Annotated in this window: 18 protein-coding genes and 1 tRNA gene; 10 read left to right on the top strand and 9 right to left on the bottom strand. The window is 73.1% G+C overall.

Annotated features, from left to right (window positions below):
- Window positions 1–253 precede the first annotated feature (253 nt).
- Window positions 254–1,618 (bottom strand): DNA repair protein RadA, encoded by a 1,365-nt coding sequence (radA, locus tag ACFVSL_RS06625; protein WP_386939594.1) that lies wholly within the window; start codon window positions 1,616–1,618, stop codon window positions 254–256.
- A 9-nt stretch (window positions 1,619–1,627) separates the two neighbouring features.
- Entirely contained in the window at window positions 1,628–2,467 is an 840-nt protein-coding gene (locus tag ACFVSL_RS06630; protein WP_386939596.1) for an SGNH/GDSL hydrolase family protein, read from the bottom strand.
- Window positions 2,468–2,705: 238 nt separating this feature from the next.
- Between ACFVSL_RS06630 and ACFVSL_RS06635 the strand changes: the two genes are divergently transcribed.
- Window positions 2,706–2,795: transfer RNA gene (locus ACFVSL_RS06635), tRNA-Ser, on the top strand.
- Between the two features lie 119 nt (window positions 2,796–2,914).
- Here ACFVSL_RS06635 and ACFVSL_RS06640 read toward each other — a convergent pair.
- Window positions 2,915–3,397, bottom strand: a complete 483-nt coding sequence (locus ACFVSL_RS06640) for a DUF6326 family protein (protein ID WP_386939598.1) — start codon at window positions 3,395–3,397, stop codon at window positions 2,915–2,917.
- Window positions 3,398–3,528: 131 nt separating this feature from the next.
- On the opposite strand from ACFVSL_RS06640, the gene ACFVSL_RS06645 reads away from it, so the two are divergent.
- The 5 genes from ACFVSL_RS06645 (at window position 3,529) to ACFVSL_RS06665 (ending at window position 6,473) form a co-directional block, all read left to right on the top strand.
- Window positions 3,529–4,206, top strand: a complete 678-nt coding sequence (locus ACFVSL_RS06645) for a TetR/AcrR family transcriptional regulator (protein ID WP_386939600.1) — start codon at window positions 3,529–3,531, stop codon at window positions 4,204–4,206.
- 73 nt (window positions 4,207–4,279) lie between these two features.
- Window positions 4,280–4,819 carry a GNAT family N-acetyltransferase gene (locus ACFVSL_RS06650; protein ID WP_386939601.1) on the top strand — a complete coding sequence of 180 codons (540 nt, stop codon included), beginning with the start codon at window positions 4,280–4,282 and terminating at the stop codon, window positions 4,817–4,819.
- A gap of 60 nt (window positions 4,820–4,879) precedes the next feature.
- On the top strand, window positions 4,880–5,173 hold the full coding sequence (locus tag ACFVSL_RS06655; RefSeq protein ID WP_386939603.1) for a DUF6412 domain-containing protein: 294 nt from the start codon (window positions 4,880–4,882) through the stop codon (window positions 5,171–5,173).
- Between the two features lie 133 nt (window positions 5,174–5,306).
- Window positions 5,307–6,113: a YidC/Oxa1 family membrane protein insertase gene (locus tag ACFVSL_RS06660; protein ID WP_386939605.1), complete on the top strand. Its 807-nt coding sequence runs from the start codon at window positions 5,307–5,309 to the stop codon at window positions 6,111–6,113.
- Between the two features lie 87 nt (window positions 6,114–6,200).
- The gene (locus ACFVSL_RS06665) at window positions 6,201–6,473 is read left to right on the top strand and encodes a GlsB/YeaQ/YmgE family stress response membrane protein (RefSeq protein WP_386939606.1); all 273 of its coding nucleotides are present in this window, start codon (window positions 6,201–6,203) and stop codon (window positions 6,471–6,473) included.
- A gap of 111 nt (window positions 6,474–6,584) precedes the next feature.
- Here the strand turns inward: ACFVSL_RS06665 and ACFVSL_RS06670 are convergent, their stop codons facing one another.
- Both ACFVSL_RS06670 and ACFVSL_RS06675 read right to left on the bottom strand, forming a co-directional pair.
- Window positions 6,585–7,334: a glutamine amidotransferase gene (locus ACFVSL_RS06670; RefSeq protein WP_386939608.1), complete on the bottom strand. Its 750-nt coding sequence runs from the start codon at window positions 7,332–7,334 to the stop codon at window positions 6,585–6,587.
- A complete protein-coding gene (locus ACFVSL_RS06675; RefSeq protein WP_386939610.1) occupies window positions 7,331–8,062 on the bottom strand; it encodes a LysR family substrate-binding domain-containing protein in 732 nt (243 codons plus the stop codon). Before ACFVSL_RS06675 ends, ACFVSL_RS06670 begins: the two co-directional genes overlap by 4 nt.
- Before the next feature lie 86 nt (window positions 8,063–8,148).
- Here ACFVSL_RS06675 and ACFVSL_RS06680 point away from each other — a divergent pair, with 86 nt between their 5' ends.
- Window positions 8,149–8,556: a DUF5997 family protein gene (locus ACFVSL_RS06680; RefSeq protein WP_386941118.1), complete on the top strand. Its 408-nt coding sequence runs from the start codon at window positions 8,149–8,151 to the stop codon at window positions 8,554–8,556.
- Window positions 8,557–8,572: 16 nt separating this feature from the next.
- On the opposite strand, the gene ACFVSL_RS06685 is transcribed toward ACFVSL_RS06680, so the two are convergent.
- Window positions 8,573–9,226 carry an alpha/beta hydrolase gene (locus ACFVSL_RS06685; RefSeq protein ID WP_386939611.1) on the bottom strand — a complete coding sequence of 218 codons (654 nt, stop codon included), beginning with the start codon at window positions 9,224–9,226 and terminating at the stop codon, window positions 8,573–8,575.
- 36 nt (window positions 9,227–9,262) lie between these two features.
- Between ACFVSL_RS06685 and ACFVSL_RS06690 the strand changes: the two genes are divergently transcribed.
- Window positions 9,263–9,844, top strand: coding sequence for an NUDIX hydrolase family protein (locus ACFVSL_RS06690; protein ID WP_386939612.1), 582 nt, complete (start codon window positions 9,263–9,265; stop codon window positions 9,842–9,844).
- Window positions 9,845–9,872: 28 nt separating this feature from the next.
- On the opposite strand, the gene ACFVSL_RS06695 is transcribed toward ACFVSL_RS06690, so the two are convergent.
- Entirely contained in the window at window positions 9,873–10,376 is a 504-nt protein-coding gene (locus ACFVSL_RS06695; protein ID WP_386939614.1) for a GNAT family N-acetyltransferase, read from the bottom strand.
- Window positions 10,377–10,522: 146 nt separating this feature from the next.
- On the opposite strand from ACFVSL_RS06695, the gene ACFVSL_RS06700 reads away from it, so the two are divergent.
- Window positions 10,523–11,188 carry an RNA polymerase sigma factor gene (locus ACFVSL_RS06700; protein WP_386939616.1) on the top strand — a complete coding sequence of 222 codons (666 nt, stop codon included), beginning with the start codon at window positions 10,523–10,525 and terminating at the stop codon, window positions 11,186–11,188.
- Window positions 11,185–11,682: a hypothetical protein gene (locus ACFVSL_RS06705; protein WP_386939617.1), complete on the top strand. Its 498-nt coding sequence runs from the start codon at window positions 11,185–11,187 to the stop codon at window positions 11,680–11,682. The genes ACFVSL_RS06700 and ACFVSL_RS06705 overlap by 4 nt, the downstream gene beginning before the upstream one ends.
- Window positions 11,683–11,702: 20 nt before the next feature.
- On the opposite strand, the gene ACFVSL_RS06710 is transcribed toward ACFVSL_RS06705, so the two are convergent.
- Together ACFVSL_RS06710 and ACFVSL_RS06715 are read right to left on the bottom strand one after the other, a co-directional pair.
- Entirely contained in the window at window positions 11,703–12,302 is a 600-nt protein-coding gene (locus tag ACFVSL_RS06710; protein ID WP_386939618.1) for a hypothetical protein, read from the bottom strand.
- 411 nt (window positions 12,303–12,713) lie between these two features.
- Window positions 12,714–14,270 (bottom strand): DEAD/DEAH box helicase, encoded by a 1,557-nt coding sequence (locus ACFVSL_RS06715; RefSeq protein ID WP_386939620.1) that lies wholly within the window; start codon window positions 14,268–14,270, stop codon window positions 12,714–12,716.
- Window positions 14,271–14,378 lie beyond the last annotated feature (108 nt).

Consider the following 14,378-nt stretch of genomic DNA (forward strand, 5'->3'; position numbering starts at 1 on the left):
GTAGGCTGTGCCTGGCGGCGTGAGCGTGTTCTGCGGCCCTTGAGCAGGACGAGCGCGCCGGCAGGGCCGGATGCGGGTGTGCCGGACGGCTCATCCTGTTCAGGAAGGCTGTGCCTGGCGGCGTGAGCGTGTTCTGCGGCCCTTGAGCAGGACGAGCGCGCCGGCAGGGCCGGATGCGGGTGTGCCGGACGGCTCATCCTGCTCAAGGGCCGAGAAGTCCGGGCGTCGGCCGCACGATCGGCGGCGCCGGCGCTCAGAACGCGGCGTCGAGCTCGCGGGTGCGGGCGTCGTTCGCCACGAGCATCGCTTGGGTGACCGCGGCCCGCACGCTGCCGGCCTCGACGTCGAGGATGGTCGTGTACCCGAGTCGACGCGCCTCGGCGGCGCGCTGCTTCGCCGCGGTCACGGGGCGCACCTCGCCGGCGAGGCTGATCTCGCCGAAGGCGGCGAGCTCGTGGGGCACCGCGGAGTCGCGCATGGCCGAGGCGATGGCGACGGCGATCGCGAGGTCGGCGCCCGGCTCGGCGAGCTTCACCCCGCCGACGGTCGAGACGTAGACGTCGTGCTCGCCGAGCGCCTTCAGGCCGGCCCGGCGCTCGAGCACGGCGATGATCATGGCGACGCGAGCGGGATCGACCCCGTTGACCACGCGGCGGGGCTGCGGCGCCTTCGTCGACACCACGAGCGCCTGCACCTCGACGGGCAGCGCACGACGGCCCTCGAGGGCGACGGTCACGCAGGTGCCGCTCACGACGCTGCGGCCGCTCGAGAGGAAGAGCCCCGAGGGGTCGGGCACCTCGGCGATGCCGTCGCCGGTCATCTCGAAGCAGCCGACCTCGTCGGTCGGGCCGAAGCGGTTCTTGAGTGCGCGCACGAAGCGCAGCGCCGTCTGGCGGTCGCCCTCGAACTGGCAGACGACGTCGACGAGGTGCTCGAGCAGCCGGGGGCCTGCGATCGAGCCGTCCTTCGTGACGTGGCCGACGAGGAGCACGGGCAGCTGGCGCTCTTTCGCGACGCGGATCAGGGTCGAGGCCACCTCGCGGACCTGGCTCGGCTGGCCCGGCAGCCCGTCGGAGAGCGAGGACGACACCGTCTGCACGGAGTCGACGATGAGGAGGTCGGGCCGCGTCGCGTCGACCTGGCCGAGGATCGTCGCGAGGTCGGTCTCGGCCGCGAGGTACAGCTCGTCGTGCAGGGCGCCCGTGCGCCCGGCGCGCAGGCGCACCTGGGCCACCGACTCCTCTGCGGTGACGTAGAGCACTCGTCGCCCGGTCGCGGCCACGCGCGCCGCGACCTCGAGCAGCAGGGTCGACTTGCCGACGCCGGGCTCGCCCGAGAGCAGGATCGCGGCGCCCGCGACGATACCGCCGCCGAGCACCCGGTCGAACTCGCCGATGCCGCTCGGGCGGTGGGCGGCGTCGGCCGTCTCGACGTCGACGATCGGCCGGGCCGCCCGCGCCTCGCCGAGCTGCACGGCCTGCACCGCGCGCACGATGCCGGTCTTCTCGGCGGCCTCGACGACGGTGCCCCACTGCTGGCACTCGACGCAGCGGCCCACCCACTTGACGGTCGACCAACCGCACTCGGTGCAACGGAACGCGGAGGTGGGTCGGGCCATGCCCAGAGACTACCGGCGGCCTCCGACACCGACGGATGCCGCGAGCTCCGCCGCATCGGGGCGCAGCAGCTCGAGCGCGTCGAGCCGTGCCCCGACGAGCGGGCGGAACGCCTCGGCCCACACCGCATACCCGCCGTCGTTCGGGTGGAACATGTCGCGGGCGAACTGCGTGAGGATGCCCGGAAGGCCCTGGCGCCGGGTTGCCTCGTGCAGGGGCGCCACGGCGAGCCCTCGCGCGCCGGCGGCGGCACGGAGCATCCGGTTCGCCTCGGCGACCCTGCGCTCGTTGCGGGGGAAGTGGAAGCACGGCAGCTCGCCGACGATCGCGTGCTCGGGCAGTTCGTCGAGGATCGCCCGCAGGTTGCGGTCGAACGCCGCGGCATCCCAGTCGGCGATGTCGTTCGCGCCGATCGCGACCGTGACGACGTCGGGCGAGAGGGTGCGCAGCCGGGGCAGCTGATCGCGCACGGCGAGCGCGGTCGTGGCACCCGAGACGCTGAGGTTCACGGTCCGGATGCTCCGCGGCGAGGCCGCGCGCATCGCCTCGGCGAGCACGCCGACGTAACTGCGGTCGGGCCGCGACGCCCCGATGCCCTGCGCCGCCGAGTCGCCGAGCGCGACGTACAGCAGCTCTCCGCTCGCCGCGCCGTGCTCGCGCCACCACTTCGAGTGCACGGGCAGGGTGTCGTTGAGCGTCGAACGACGCAGCTCCATCCGCTCGCGGAAGGGGCGCACGCCCGCCGTGCCGAGCACCGTCGACATCGCGAGGGAGGTGCCCGCCGCGAGTGCGCGCGCCGAGCTGCGCGGCCGGGGCGGCGCGAAGGCGTTGGCGAGGGGAACGGTCGTCATGCCGAGAACGTATCCGGGCCCGCTTCGAGTGGACTGGACGGCTGCTGAGCGCGGGCTGGGCTTCCGGTGACGAATCGATCACGGCCGGAGGTGGGCGGCCGGTGGTCGGTGCGCCAACGCGGGAATGCCTCGCTGATCTGGCATGGAAGGCCGCGCGAGGGGGCGAGGGCGGGCAGCACCGGCGGCGCGGCATCCGCTCGTTTTGGCAGTCTTGCCCTCGTCCCCTACTATTGATCCCGGTACCGTGTCCGAGCGGCCGAAGGTGCAACTCTCGAAAAGTTGTGTGCGTGAAAGCGCACCGTGGGTTCAAATCCCACCGGTACCGCCATGAAGAACCCCCGTTGATCGGGGGTTCTTCTGTATCCGGGCCCCGTTCCGCGCCAATCCGGCGTCGTTCCGCTGGTGCCGACGTCTCCCCGGCCGGTGACGCGTCGCGTCGCGAACTCGCTACACGGACTGCCGGAGGTCGCTCGTCTCGGCGCCGGCCGGCATCGCGTGCGTCCGCGGCCAGGTCCAGGCCGAGCGCAGGATGAAGGCCAGGAGCAGCAGCTCGAGACCGATCGAGATGGCGTAGAAGGCGGCCCACTCCCAGCTCGTCCCTGCCGCGTTGAAGATCGAGTAGGGGATGAGCAGCGACGCGACGACGAGGTTCGCGGCGCGGTTCGCACGGGCGGGCAGCGTCATGGAGAGCGCGACCATCATCGCCGGGATCGAGACCGACACGAGCACGACGGTCACGAGCGTCGGGCTGACGTCGAACCGCCACATGAGGCCGTCGAGGATGCCGTCGACGACGCCGGGCTTGTAGAAGTTGAGGACGTCGACGTAGACGTAGAGGAACATGAAGCTGGCCCACGCGGCGGCGAGCTTCGCCTGCACGGGGATCGGCGGGCCGTCGAGCAGGCGCGGGGCGTTCGTTCGGATGGTCATCGGTGCTTCCTTCGAGTCGGACAGTGGTGCGTCCGCCGGGTCGGCGGGCATGCGTACGGCGTACGCGTACACTGTACTCTCGCGCGTACGCTGTACGCTTGTCAAGGGCGGTCGAGTGAGAAGAGGGGCCCGTGTCGGCGAGTGAGGAAGGCCAGGGCGCGTCAGAGGCGGGCCTGAGCAGGCAGCGGGTGGTGGTCGAGGCGATCCGGCTCGCCGACCGCGAGGGGGCCGACGGCCTGAGCATGCGCCGGCTGGCCGGCTCGCTCGGCGCGGGCGCGATGTCGCTCTACCGCTACGTGGCGAGCAAGGAGGAACTGCTCGACGCCATGATCGACCTCGTGTTCGAGGAGATCGAGCTCCCGCCCCGAGCGGCCGACTGGCAGTCGGCGATGCGGCGGCGCGCGGAGTCCGCCCGACAGGTCCTCGCCCGCCACCCGTGGGCCATCGGGCTGATGGAGTCGCGGACGTCGCCGGGGCCGGCGAACCTCCGCCACCGCGAAGCGGTCACCGCCTGCCTGCGGACGGCCGGTTTCCCGGTCGTGATGGCGACGCACGCCAACTGGCTGCTCGACAGCTACGTCTACGGATTCGCCCTGCAGGAGGCGAACCTGCCGGGCGACAGCGCCGAGGCGCTCTCCGACCTGGCCGAGCACGTCTTCCTGCCCCAGCTCCCCCCTGACGAGTTCCCCTACCTCAACGAGTCCGCCGCGGCCCTCGTCGCTGCCGGCTACGACCCGGCGGGGGAGTTCGCCTTCGGCCTCGATCTCGTCCTCGGTGCCCTCGAGCGGCTGAGAGCCTCCGCCGAGTGACGCCCGCAGGCGCTCGCGCCGCGCTCCGCCGCGATCGTATGATCGCGGGGTTCGTGTTTTCGGGGAGGCGGCCATGTTCGACGCGGTGGAACTCGACGACGAGGTCGTCATGCGGTTGCTCGCCGCGGGCGACGGCCCCGCGCTCGCCGAGGCCTACGCGCGCAACCGCGAGCACCTCGCGCCCTGGGAGCCGCAGCGCACGCCCGAGTTCTTCACCGCCGCCTGGCACGACCGCGACGTCGCCGGGGCGCTGGCGCGCGTGCAGGCCGGCACCACGGTGCCGTTCGTGCTCGAGCAGGGCGCGGAGATCGTCGGGCGGGTGAACCTGTCGGACGTCGTGCGCGGGGTGTTCGAGAACGCCCACCTCGGCTACTGGGTCGACGAGCGGTTGACCGGGCGCGGGGTCGCCACGACGGCGGTCGGCGTCGTGCTGCACCACGCCCGCGCCGCCGGCCTGCACCGGGTGCAGGCCGGCACGCTCGTGCACAACACGGGCTCGCAGCGGGTGCTCGAGCGCAACGGATTCGAACGCTTCGGGCTGGCCCGCCGCTACCTGCGCATCGCGGGGGAGTGGCAGGACCACGTGATGTACGAGCGGCTGCTCGACGAGTGAGCCGCGTGAGGCGCGATCGCCGGCACCGGTGGTAGCGTGACTGCGTCGGAAGGAGGCGTCGTGATCGAGTTCTTCGGCGCGCTCCTCCGCTCGGTGCAGGCCTCGCTCGAGTTGTCGCTCGCGTCGAACGCCCTGCTCGCGGTCCTGCTCGTCGGCGTCGTCGGCGCCGCGGCCGTCGCGGTCGTGGTCCTCGCCTGCCGGGCGCTCCCCGCGCTCGTCGCCGCCGACGCGAGCGGCGCCGCGCGCCGCCTGCGGCAGACCGCCGATCCCGGGCTCCTCCTCTCCCAGAGCGACCCCGACGCACCGGGGCGTGCACGGCCGAGGGCGCCCGCGCGCGGTCTCGCGGCCGCGTAGCGCCCGTCCCGCCTCCGCCGAGCCCGCCCTCGTCCATCGACGAGCTGCGGCGCGCCCGGCGACCCCGGCGATGTTCGACGACCCCTTCGCGGCCAGACGGAACCCCGTTTCGCCGACCCGCAAAGGACTCACCATGGATCTGTACGCCTTCCCACCGATCGCCGCCTTCCTCGACGGGGCGCATGCGCTCCTCATGGGCCTCGCCGAGCTGCTCGCCCCGTTCACCGGCGCCACGAGCGCCGCCGCTGCGATCGTGCTCGTCACCCTCCTCGTGCGCACCGCGCTCATCCCCGTCGGCGTCTCGCAGGCGAAGGCCGAGCAGGGGCGCGCCCGCCTCGCACCGAGGCTCGCCGAACTGCAGCGCAGGCACGCGAAGAACCCCGAGCGCCTGCAGCGCGAGATGATGGCGCTCTACCGCGACGAGAACACCAGCCCGTTCGCCGGATGCCTGCCGATGCTCGCGCAGGCGCCGGTCGTCGGCGTCATCTACGCCCTCTTCATCCTGCCCACGATCGCGGGGCACGACAACGCGCTGCTGCAGGAGACCCTCGCCGGGGTTCCGCTCGGCTCGAGCCTCGCGGGTTCGCTCGTCGAGGGCACCCTCGCTCCCGCGGGCTTCGCGGTGTTCGCCACGATCATCCTGTCGATCGCGCTCGTCGGCGAGGTCACTCGGCGCGTGTTCCGCGCCCAGGCCCCCGCGGTGCCCGCCGCGCCGGCCCGCCAGGCTGCGGCCGGCGCCCGCACCGCGGCATCCCCCTCGCCGCTCTCGACCGCCGGGGCCCAGCGGATGCTCGGCATCCTGCAGTTCGTCACCGCGGTCGTCGCGGTGTTCGTCCCGCTCGCCGCCGGCCTCTACCTGCTCGTCACCGTCGCGTGGACGCTCGGGCAGCGCGTGCTGCTGCGCCGCGTGTATCCGCTCCCGCAGCCGAATCCCGCGTGATCGGACCTGGCCGACGACACGCGTGGCAAGGGCTTGCCCCGCAGACGCCGCGGTGCCAAGTTTGGATCAACGATCGAAGGAGTGACCATGAGTTTCCTCGCGTTTCTGATCCTCGGCCTGATCGCCGGGGCCATCGCCAAGCTGATCCTGCCGGGCAAGCAGGCAGGCGGCTGGTTCGTCACCCTGCTGCTCGGCGTCGTCGGGGCCCTCCTCGGCGGCTGGCTGGGCAGTCTCATCCTCAATCGCCCCCTGACGGAGTTCTGGGACCTCGGTACCTGGCTCCTCGCGATCGGCGGCTCGATCATCGTGCTGCTCATCTGGGGTCTCGTCACGCGCGGAAGCCGCAACAGCGCGGCCTGATCGCCCTCGGCGGAGCGGATGCCTCACCTGGCCTCCGCTCCGCTGCGGCGCGCGCGGCGCGACCTGCTCAGCTGCTGAGCGCGCCGCACGACCTGCTCAGCCGCCCGCGCGCTACCGCCAGTCGCCCTCGGCGAGCTCGACGAACCGCGCCAGCAGCCGCTGCGGCTCGGTCACGCTGGCGGAGTCGAGCCGCGCGCTGACCTCGCGCAGCTCGCTCGCGGGGAAGTAGCCGTGGTGACGGTACACCTGCGCGCGTGCGATGAAGTCGGCCGTCGTCACCTCGGGGTGGAACTGCGTCGCGTAGAGGCGGGGGCCCGCCCGGTAGATCTGCACCGGGCACCCGGCCGAGCTCGCGAGCAGCGCGGCGCCGGCCGGCAGCGCCTCGACCGACTCCTTGTGCCCGACGAGCGCGTCGAAGCGGCGCGGCAGGGCGCCGACGAGCGTGTCGGCGACGCCCTCGTCGGTGAGGGTGATCTCGACCGCCGCGGCGTTCTCGCCGTGGAGGGTGCCGACGGTTCCGCCGAGCACCCGGGTGAGCACGCCGATGCCGTAGCAGGTGAAGAGCAGCGGGAACTCCGCCTCGAGCGCCCACTCGGCCAGCTCGGCGAGCTCGCGCTCGACGCGTCGCTGCACCGCGTGCTTGTTCGCCTCGGGCGTCGTCACGTTGTACGGACTGCCGCCGACGATGACGCCCGCGAACCCGGCGAGCGGCACCCGGCCGAGCGACTCGACGTCGAGACGGTGGTGCTCGAGCCGGCCCGCATCGAGCCCGGTCGCGCGGCGCACCGACTCGTACTCGGGCCCCACGGCCTCGATCTCGGGTCGCGCCGAGAGGAACAGGAAGGGCGCGGGTTCGGTCATCGGCCCTTCCTCCGCCCGCGCTGCGAGGCCGATCGGCCGGATGTCCCGCGGCCGGTGCCCGAGCGCGCCGAGGCGCCCTTGCCGGTGCTCTTGCCCTTGGCGGCGTTCTTGCCGCCGCCGCGCGCGGCCTCGGCGGCACGCCGCTCGGCGGCCGCCTTCTTCGCGGCCCTCGCGGGCGAGAGCTCGGGCGTCTCGTCGGCGCGCGAGCTGCGTGCGGTGCGTCCGCGCACCACGCCGACGAACTCCTGGATGTCGTCGTCGTCGCGTTCGATGCGCCAGACGAGGGCGATGCGCGTCGGCGGGGCATCGGCGAGCGGCACCGCGACCACGTCGCGACGCTGGTGGAGACGTGCGATCGAGTGCGGCACGATCGCGTAGCCGGTGCCGGCCGCGACGAGTTCGAGCGTCATCGCCGGGTCGGGCTGCACGGGCGCGGCGGGTTCGCCGTCGAGATCGGCGAGGGCCAGCTCGGCCTCGTCGGCGAACGGATGCTCCTTCGGCAGCGCGACGACGGCGAGCTCTTCCCACAGCGGAATGAGGTGGAGCCCGTCGGCCTCGACCGGCAGCCGCACGAAGGCGAGGTCGACCTCGCCGGAACGCAGTCGCTCGAGCTGCTCGTGCTCGTCGACCCTGGCCGCCTCGAGCGGCAGGTCGGCGCGTCGTTCGCTCCACGCGCGCAGCCACTTCGACGGGGAGACGCCCGCGACGTAGTCGAGCCGCAATGCCATTCGGCGCCCCCTTGTTCCTGCGTGCGGATGCCTCTCAGGCTACCGTCGGCTACGGTTGCAGGGTGAGCGAGAAGCAGCCGAAGGCCATGAAGCCGCAGTCCATGAAGGCGGAGACCGCGGCGAAGAAGCTCGGCATCCTGCTCGAGGCCGCGCCCGAGGAGTTCCGCGCGTCCGTCGTCACGCGCGACGAGCTCGCGGCGCTGCAGGCCGATCCGCCCGAGTGGCTCGAGACCCTGCGCCGCGAGGGGCCGCACCCGCGCCCGGTCGTGGCGGCCAAGCTCGGCGTCTCGAACTCGGGCCTCGCCCGCGGCGGCGTCACCGAGCCGCTCACGACCGCCGAGATCAAGGCGCTCCTCGCCGCGCCGCCCGCGTGGCTCGTGCAGGAGCGCGCCACCCAGGCGGCCGTCCGCGCCGAGAAGATCCGCGTGGCCGAGCGCGACAAGGAGCGGGCCGCGCGCCGCGCGGGCGGCGGCGGAGGCGGCAGCGGGGTCTGACCCCGGTGCACGCCGACTAGTCGTCGGCGCCGGTGGCGTAGCGCTCGCGCAGGAAGCCCGCGACGTCGGCGAGCTCGCGCTCGGACACCGAGTGGCCGAGCCCCTCGTAGACGCGCGCGTCGAGGGTCGAATGCCCGGGCAGCCACGCCAGCGTGCGCGAGACGGATGCCTCGGGGATGACCTCGTCGGCGGTGCCGCGGCCCCAGAACACGTGCGGCGCGAGCCGTGACATCCGGTCGTCGCCCTCGCGGTCGCCCGGAAGGGCGAACCCGGCGAGGCTGACCGCGAACGCGAACCGCTCGGGGGCGCGGCGCAGCAGCTCGAGCGCCATCGCTCCGCCCTGCGAGAATCCGAGGAGGCCGACCCGCCCTGCGTCGGGGGCCGCGCGATCGAGCCAGGCGAGGAGCGCGTCGACCGCGGCGTCCGCTCCCTCGACCGAGAGCTCGGCGCCCTCGGCCAGCAGCGGGAACCACGCATAGCCGTACCCGGCGAAGATCGGCGCCCGCAACGAGGCGATGGCGGGCTCGAGCGGCAGGTACGGCGTGAGCCCGAAGAGGTCGCCCTCGTTCGAGTTGTAGCCGTGCAGCAGCACGAGGAGCGGGCGCCCCTCGCGGTCGGCGGGGGAGGCCGACCAGAGCACGGCGTCGTCGTCGATCAGCACACTCGTCATGCGACAACGCTATCGGCGTGGGGCAGAATCGAGGGCATGAGCGTACGCACCCCCGATCCCGACTGGAATCCCGGCGACGAGCCCGTCGTGCGCCCGCCGGTGAATCCGGGCTGGCTGAGCGATCTGGAGCTGGCCGAGGTCCGCGGCCGGCTGCCGCTGCTCTACGTCGAGGCCGTTCCCGTCCGCGTCGACGGGCTCGGACAGGTCACCGAGGTCGGGGTGCTGCTGCGCGCCAACGCCGTCGGCGAGATGACCCGCACGCTCGTCTCGGGGCGCGTGATGTACGGCGAGACCATTCGCGACGCGCTGTTCCGCCACCTCGAGAAGGACCTCGGGCCGATGGCGTTCCCCCTGCTGCCCGCGAGCCCGGTGCCGTTCACCGTCGCCGAGTACTTCCCGTTGCCGGGCATCACACCGTTCACCGACGAACGGCAGCACGCCGTGTCGCTCGCGTTCGTCGTGCCCGTCACCGGCACCTGCGAGCCGCGCCAGGACGCCCTCGAGGTGACCTGGATGACGCCGGCCGAGGCCGTCGGCGAGACGGTCACGAGCGAGATGGAGGGCGGGCGCGGCGTGCTCGTCAAGCAGGCACTCGCCTCGGTCGGCGCGCTGCGCTGACGCCGGCCGCGGCGTGACGCCGCTCAGCTCAGCGGACCAGCCGCACCTCGTGGATCTCCTCGCCGAGGAACGGCACGTGCTGGTCGGCGCCGTCGGCCGTGAAGCCGTTGCGCGTGTAGAAGCGGTGCGCACGGGGGTTGTCGGAGGCGACCCAGAGGTAGACCGGGTCGGTGCCGACGGCCGCGTCGAACAGCTTCTGGCCGATGCCGGTGCCGTGGTACGCGTCGAGCAGGTAGATGAAGTACAGCTCGCGCTCGCGGGGCGCGCCCTCGTCGCGGGCGGGGCCCGAGCCGACGAAGCCGACGATCTCGCCGTCGACGAGTGCGGCGAACTGGGCGTACTCGTCGCCGCGCTCGGCGTAGTGGTTCCAGAGCTCGGCCATGCGTCGCGGCGAGAGCTTCTCGAACGCGGCGGAGCTGATCAGGTGGTCGTAGGTCTCGTGCCAGCAGGTCGCGTGGACGCGCCCCAGGGCTTCGACATCGGAATCGCGGATGGGACGGACGACGACTTCGGCAACGACTTCGGTGCTCATGCCCCGAGACTAAGCCAGACCTCCGTCGGCGCGAAATCGAGCGGCTCGACGGATCGGGAACCTCGGCGCGGCATCCGGACATATCACTGCATGGCCCCTCTCACGAATCCGCTGTCGGCGGATCGCCCGGTTAGGCTTGCCCGAGCATGGGCGAAGACCGACGGACCGACGCGGCGCTCTGGCTCGAGGCGACGTCGGGCACAGAGGCCTCGTTCGGCGTGGTCTACGACCGCTACCGCGCGCGCATCTTCCGGCGTGCGTACGCGCAGGTGCGCGACGTCTCCGACGCGGAGGACATCGTGGCCGTGGTCTTCCTCGAAGCCTGGCGACGTCGGAAGGACGTGCGCTTCGTCGACGGTTCGCTCCTCCCGTGGCTGCTCGTGGTGACCACGAACGTGACCCTCAACACGCAGCGCGCCGCGCGGCGGCACAAGCGACTCCTCGCCGCCATCCCGGTCGCCCGCCACACCGTCGACTTCGGCCCCGAGGTCGACGAGCGACTCGACGGCGGGCTGCTCTCGGGGCGCCTGCAGGCCGCACTCCAGCGGCTGAACCCGGCCGAGCGCCGAGTGGTCGAGCTGTGCCTCGTCGAAGAGCTGCCGCTCGCCGACGCGGCCGCGGCGCTCGACGTGCCGCTCGGTTCGGTCAAGTCGCGCCTGTCGCGCGCCCGTCGCAAGCTGCAGGCGGAGCTCGGCGATGCGGCGTGGCCGGGCGACGCGGCGATCGAGGCACCGGCGCGCACGGCCCGCGTCGAACCCGCGGCACCGGCCCGGGCTCCGCACGCCCCCGACGACCTCGAGGTGATCTCATGACCGGCCCCGAGATGCGGCCCGAGCGCGCCGACGCGATCCGGGCGATGCTCGTCGAGAACGCCCGCACCGAGCCGGTCGTGCGCGCGCGTCGCCGTCGCAACCTCGTCATCGGCTGGGGCGGCCTCGGCGTGCTCGCGGTCGGCGTCGCGGCGACGGCCGGCACGATGCTGCTCGCGCCCGGGCCGGTGACGCAGAGCGCGTACGTGCAGTGCCTCGACGAGCCGCGCCGCAACTCCGACGGCACCTATCCGGGGTCGGGCGCCACCGTCGCCGACGACAACGGGCTGCCGACCGATCCGATCGAACTGTGCACGCTCATGTGGGAGCAGGGGCTCTTCGAGCCCGACTACGACCCGCTCGCCCAGACCAACCCGCCCGGACGGGTGCCCGACGAGCTGCAGCTCTGCGTCATGGAGGACGGCACGGCCGCCGTGGTGCCCTCGCCGAACGAGTCGATCTGCGCTGCGCTCGGCATGGCGCGACCGACCGACTGAGCGCCGGGGCCCGCGCGGCGTCAGCCGAGGGTTCCGGTCGGCCGGAAGACGAGGGACTTGACCCGGTCGTTGAGACCGCCGAGGCCGGCGCAGTACGGGGTGCAGTTCACGCGCGACCCGCTGTATCCGGTCGCCGCGTAGGCCGTCGCCCAGCAGCCGCTGAGGCCCGTGAGCGAGCTCACCGAGGTGTTCCAGGCCGAGGACAGCGACGAGAACCCGAAGGTCACCCCTGCGCAACCGCTCGACCCCCAGAAGGTCAGGCTCGACCCGCCCTTGTTGGCGTCCTTGTAGATGCGCCCGACGGCGATCGAGGCCGCGGCGGCCGCGGCGAGCCGTGAGTCGGCCGCGGCGACGGTACGGCGCTCCAGATACCGCTCGACCTCCTCGACGGAGGCGAAGCAGACGGGCTCGGGTGCGTCGAGGCCGAGCTCCTCGGCCTCGGCCGCGACGTCGAGATCGAGCGCGCAGTGCTCCTGGACGGAGGCCGACCGCTCGGACCGGTCGAGCGCCGTGAGGCCCGGGTCGACGGGCTCGGCGCTCGCCGGCATCGTCGGGGCGAGTGCCCCGACCGCGAGCGCGAGTGCGGAGACGGTGGTCATGACGGCACGGCGGATCTGCATCGAAGGCTCCCTCGGGTCGGGTGGCGCAGTCTCGGAGAACGGGTTCGCAACAGGTATGTCCGGGTGCGCGAAGAAAGTTCCACGAATCGGGAACCTTCTCCGCGCACCCGGACATACCTGTGTTGAGGGAAGGGGAGTGGCGATGCGACGCACTAAGACGATGACCACCATGCTGCTGGCGTTCGCCGCCGCGGCGATGGTCGTCCTGGCGACCGTCGTCGGCGGAGAGATCGGCCGGACGGTCATGCTGGGCGGCTGACGCGACGCATCGCGACCGACCCGGGCCGAGGGGACGCGGCCCGATCCCGTCGGGGGACGGGAGTCGGCACGGCGATCGGGGGAACGCCGGCCGATGAGAACGAGGGCCCGTGGAGTCGAACTCCACGGGCCCTCGTGCATGGTTCGAGCGGGTCAGCCCTGCGCGCGCCGGTTGGTGCGCGAGTTGCGCGACGGCGAGACGAGGCTGCCGACGCGGATCGGCTGCTTGGCGCCGCGCGAGCCGCTGCTGCGCTGCGCGCCGGAGGTCTGCGCACCGCGGCTCTGGCCCGAGCCCTGCTTGGGCGCGTTCGACTTCGCCTCGGCCGGGCGGCCCGAGCGGTCGCGGCGCGGAGCGCCGGCCGAGACGTCCGACTGGCCCGAGCGGCCGCGGCCGCGGCCGCGCCCGCCCTGCGACTGGCCCTGGCGCTCGCCGCCCTGGCCCTCGCGGGCCGCGCGCTTGCGCTGGGCGTTCGCGCCCTGCGAGCGACCGCCGCCCTGCTGGGGCGCGGCCGTGCGGGGCGCGGGCTTGACGTACGGTGCGACGTCGCCGACGAGCTCGACGACCTCCGGCGTGGTCGGCACTGCCGGCGACGGGGTCACCGTGATGGCCGCCTTGCGGAGCAGCTGCTTGAGGTCCTGCAGCTGGCCGGGCATGGCGATCGTCACGACGTCGCCCTCGCTGCCGGCGCGGGCGGTGCGGCCCGAGCGGTGCAGGTAGGCCTTGTGCTCCATGGGCGGGTCGACGTGGACCACGAGCTCGATGTCGTCGACGTGCACGCCGCGGGCCGCGACATCCGTGGCGACCATGACCTTGGCCGAGCCGTCGGCGAAGGCCGCGAGGTTGCGGTCGCGCTGCGGCTGCGAGAGGTTGCCGTGCAGGTCGACGGCGGGGATGCCCGCCTCGGTGAGCTTCTTCGCCAGCTTCTTCGCGTGGTGCTTCGTGCGCATGAAGAGGATGCGGCGGCCCATGCCGCTCGCGAGCGTCTTCACGAGCTCGAACTTCGTGTCGGCGTCCTCGGTGAGGAAGACGTGGTGGGTCATCGCGGCGACGGGCGAGTTCGCCTCGTCGACCGAGTGCAGCACCTCGTTCTGGAGGTAGCGCTTGACGAGCTTGTCGACCCCGTTGTCGAGGGTCGCCGAGAACAGCAGGCGCTGGCCGCCGCGCGGGGTCTTGTCGAGGATGCGGGTGACCACGGGCAGGAAGCCGAGGTCGGCCATGTGGTCGGCCTCGTCGAGCACCGTGATCTCGACGGCGTCGAGGTGCACGAAGCCCTGGTTCATGAGGTCCTCGAGGCGGCCGGGCGCCGCGACGACGATGTCGACGCCGGCGCGCAGCGCCTCGACCTGGCGCTTCTGGTTGATGCCGCCGAAGATCGTCGTGACCTTCAGGCCGTACGCGTCGGCGAGCGGCTCGATGGTGCGGGCGATCTGGGTGACGAGCTCGCGGGTGGGGGCGAGCACGAGGCCGAGCGGGCGGCCGGCGCGGCGCTGCCCGCCGGCGAGGGTGGTGCCGAGTCGCGCGACCATGGGCAGCGCGAAGGCGATGGTCTTGCCCGAGCCGGTCTTGCCGCGGCCGAGCACGTCGCGGCCGGCGAGGGTGTCGGGCAGCGAGTCGGCCTGGATGGGGGTGGGGACGGTCTTGCCGTCGGCCGTGAGGACCGCCACGAGGGGGGCGGGCACGCCGAGCGTTGCGAAGGTGATGTCGGTCACTGGTGCCTTTCGGGGCATGGTTCACCGCGCGCCGATGCATCAGGCATCGGACCCGGCGGTGGGAGTGTGGCGAAGGCGCCGGTCGGCGCATCCGTTCGCCGTATGAGA

It is taken from the genome of Agromyces sp. NPDC058064 (assembly GCF_042885275.1).
Classification (GTDB): Bacteria; Actinomycetota; Actinomycetes; order Actinomycetales; family Microbacteriaceae; genus Agromyces.

What these genes read in the sequence shown, in the direction of transcription:
- ACFVSL_RS06690 (WP_386939612.1), top strand. Translation starts at nt 9,263, where the DNA reads ATGAGCGTACGCACCCCCGATCCCGACTGGAATCCCGGCGACGAGCCC.
- ACFVSL_RS06640 (WP_386939598.1), bottom strand. Translation starts at nt 3,397, where the DNA reads ATGACCATCCGAACGAACGCCCCGCGCCTGCTCGACGGCCCGCCGATC.
- ACFVSL_RS06675 (WP_386939610.1), bottom strand. Translation starts at nt 8,062, where the DNA reads ATGGCATTGCGGCTCGACTACGTCGCGGGCGTCTCCCCGTCGAAGTGG.
- ACFVSL_RS06660 (WP_386939605.1), top strand. Translation starts at nt 5,307, where the DNA reads ATGGATCTGTACGCCTTCCCACCGATCGCCGCCTTCCTCGACGGGGCG.
- ACFVSL_RS06650 (WP_386939601.1), top strand. Translation starts at nt 4,280, where the DNA reads ATGTTCGACGCGGTGGAACTCGACGACGAGGTCGTCATGCGGTTGCTC.
- radA (WP_386939594.1), bottom strand. Translation starts at nt 1,618, where the DNA reads ATGGCCCGACCCACCTCCGCGTTCCGTTGCACCGAGTGCGGTTGGTCG.
- ACFVSL_RS06700 (WP_386939616.1), top strand. Translation starts at nt 10,523, where the DNA reads ATGGGCGAAGACCGACGGACCGACGCGGCGCTCTGGCTCGAGGCGACG.
- ACFVSL_RS06630 (WP_386939596.1), bottom strand. Translation starts at nt 2,467, where the DNA reads ATGACGACCGTTCCCCTCGCCAACGCCTTCGCGCCGCCCCGGCCGCGC.
- ACFVSL_RS06695 (WP_386939614.1), bottom strand. Translation starts at nt 10,376, where the DNA reads ATGAGCACCGAAGTCGTTGCCGAAGTCGTCGTCCGTCCCATCCGCGAT.
- ACFVSL_RS06680 (WP_386941118.1), top strand. Translation starts at nt 8,149, where the DNA reads ATGAAGCCGCAGTCCATGAAGGCGGAGACCGCGGCGAAGAAGCTCGGC.
- ACFVSL_RS06670 (WP_386939608.1), bottom strand. Translation starts at nt 7,334, where the DNA reads ATGACCGAACCCGCGCCCTTCCTGTTCCTCTCGGCGCGACCCGAGATC.
- ACFVSL_RS06665 (WP_386939606.1), top strand. Translation starts at nt 6,201, where the DNA reads ATGAGTTTCCTCGCGTTTCTGATCCTCGGCCTGATCGCCGGGGCCATC.
- ACFVSL_RS06705 (WP_386939617.1), top strand. Translation starts at nt 11,185, where the DNA reads ATGACCGGCCCCGAGATGCGGCCCGAGCGCGCCGACGCGATCCGGGCG.
- ACFVSL_RS06685 (WP_386939611.1), bottom strand. Translation starts at nt 9,226, where the DNA reads ATGACGAGTGTGCTGATCGACGACGACGCCGTGCTCTGGTCGGCCTCC.
- ACFVSL_RS06710 (WP_386939618.1), bottom strand. Translation starts at nt 12,302, where the DNA reads ATGCAGATCCGCCGTGCCGTCATGACCACCGTCTCCGCACTCGCGCTC.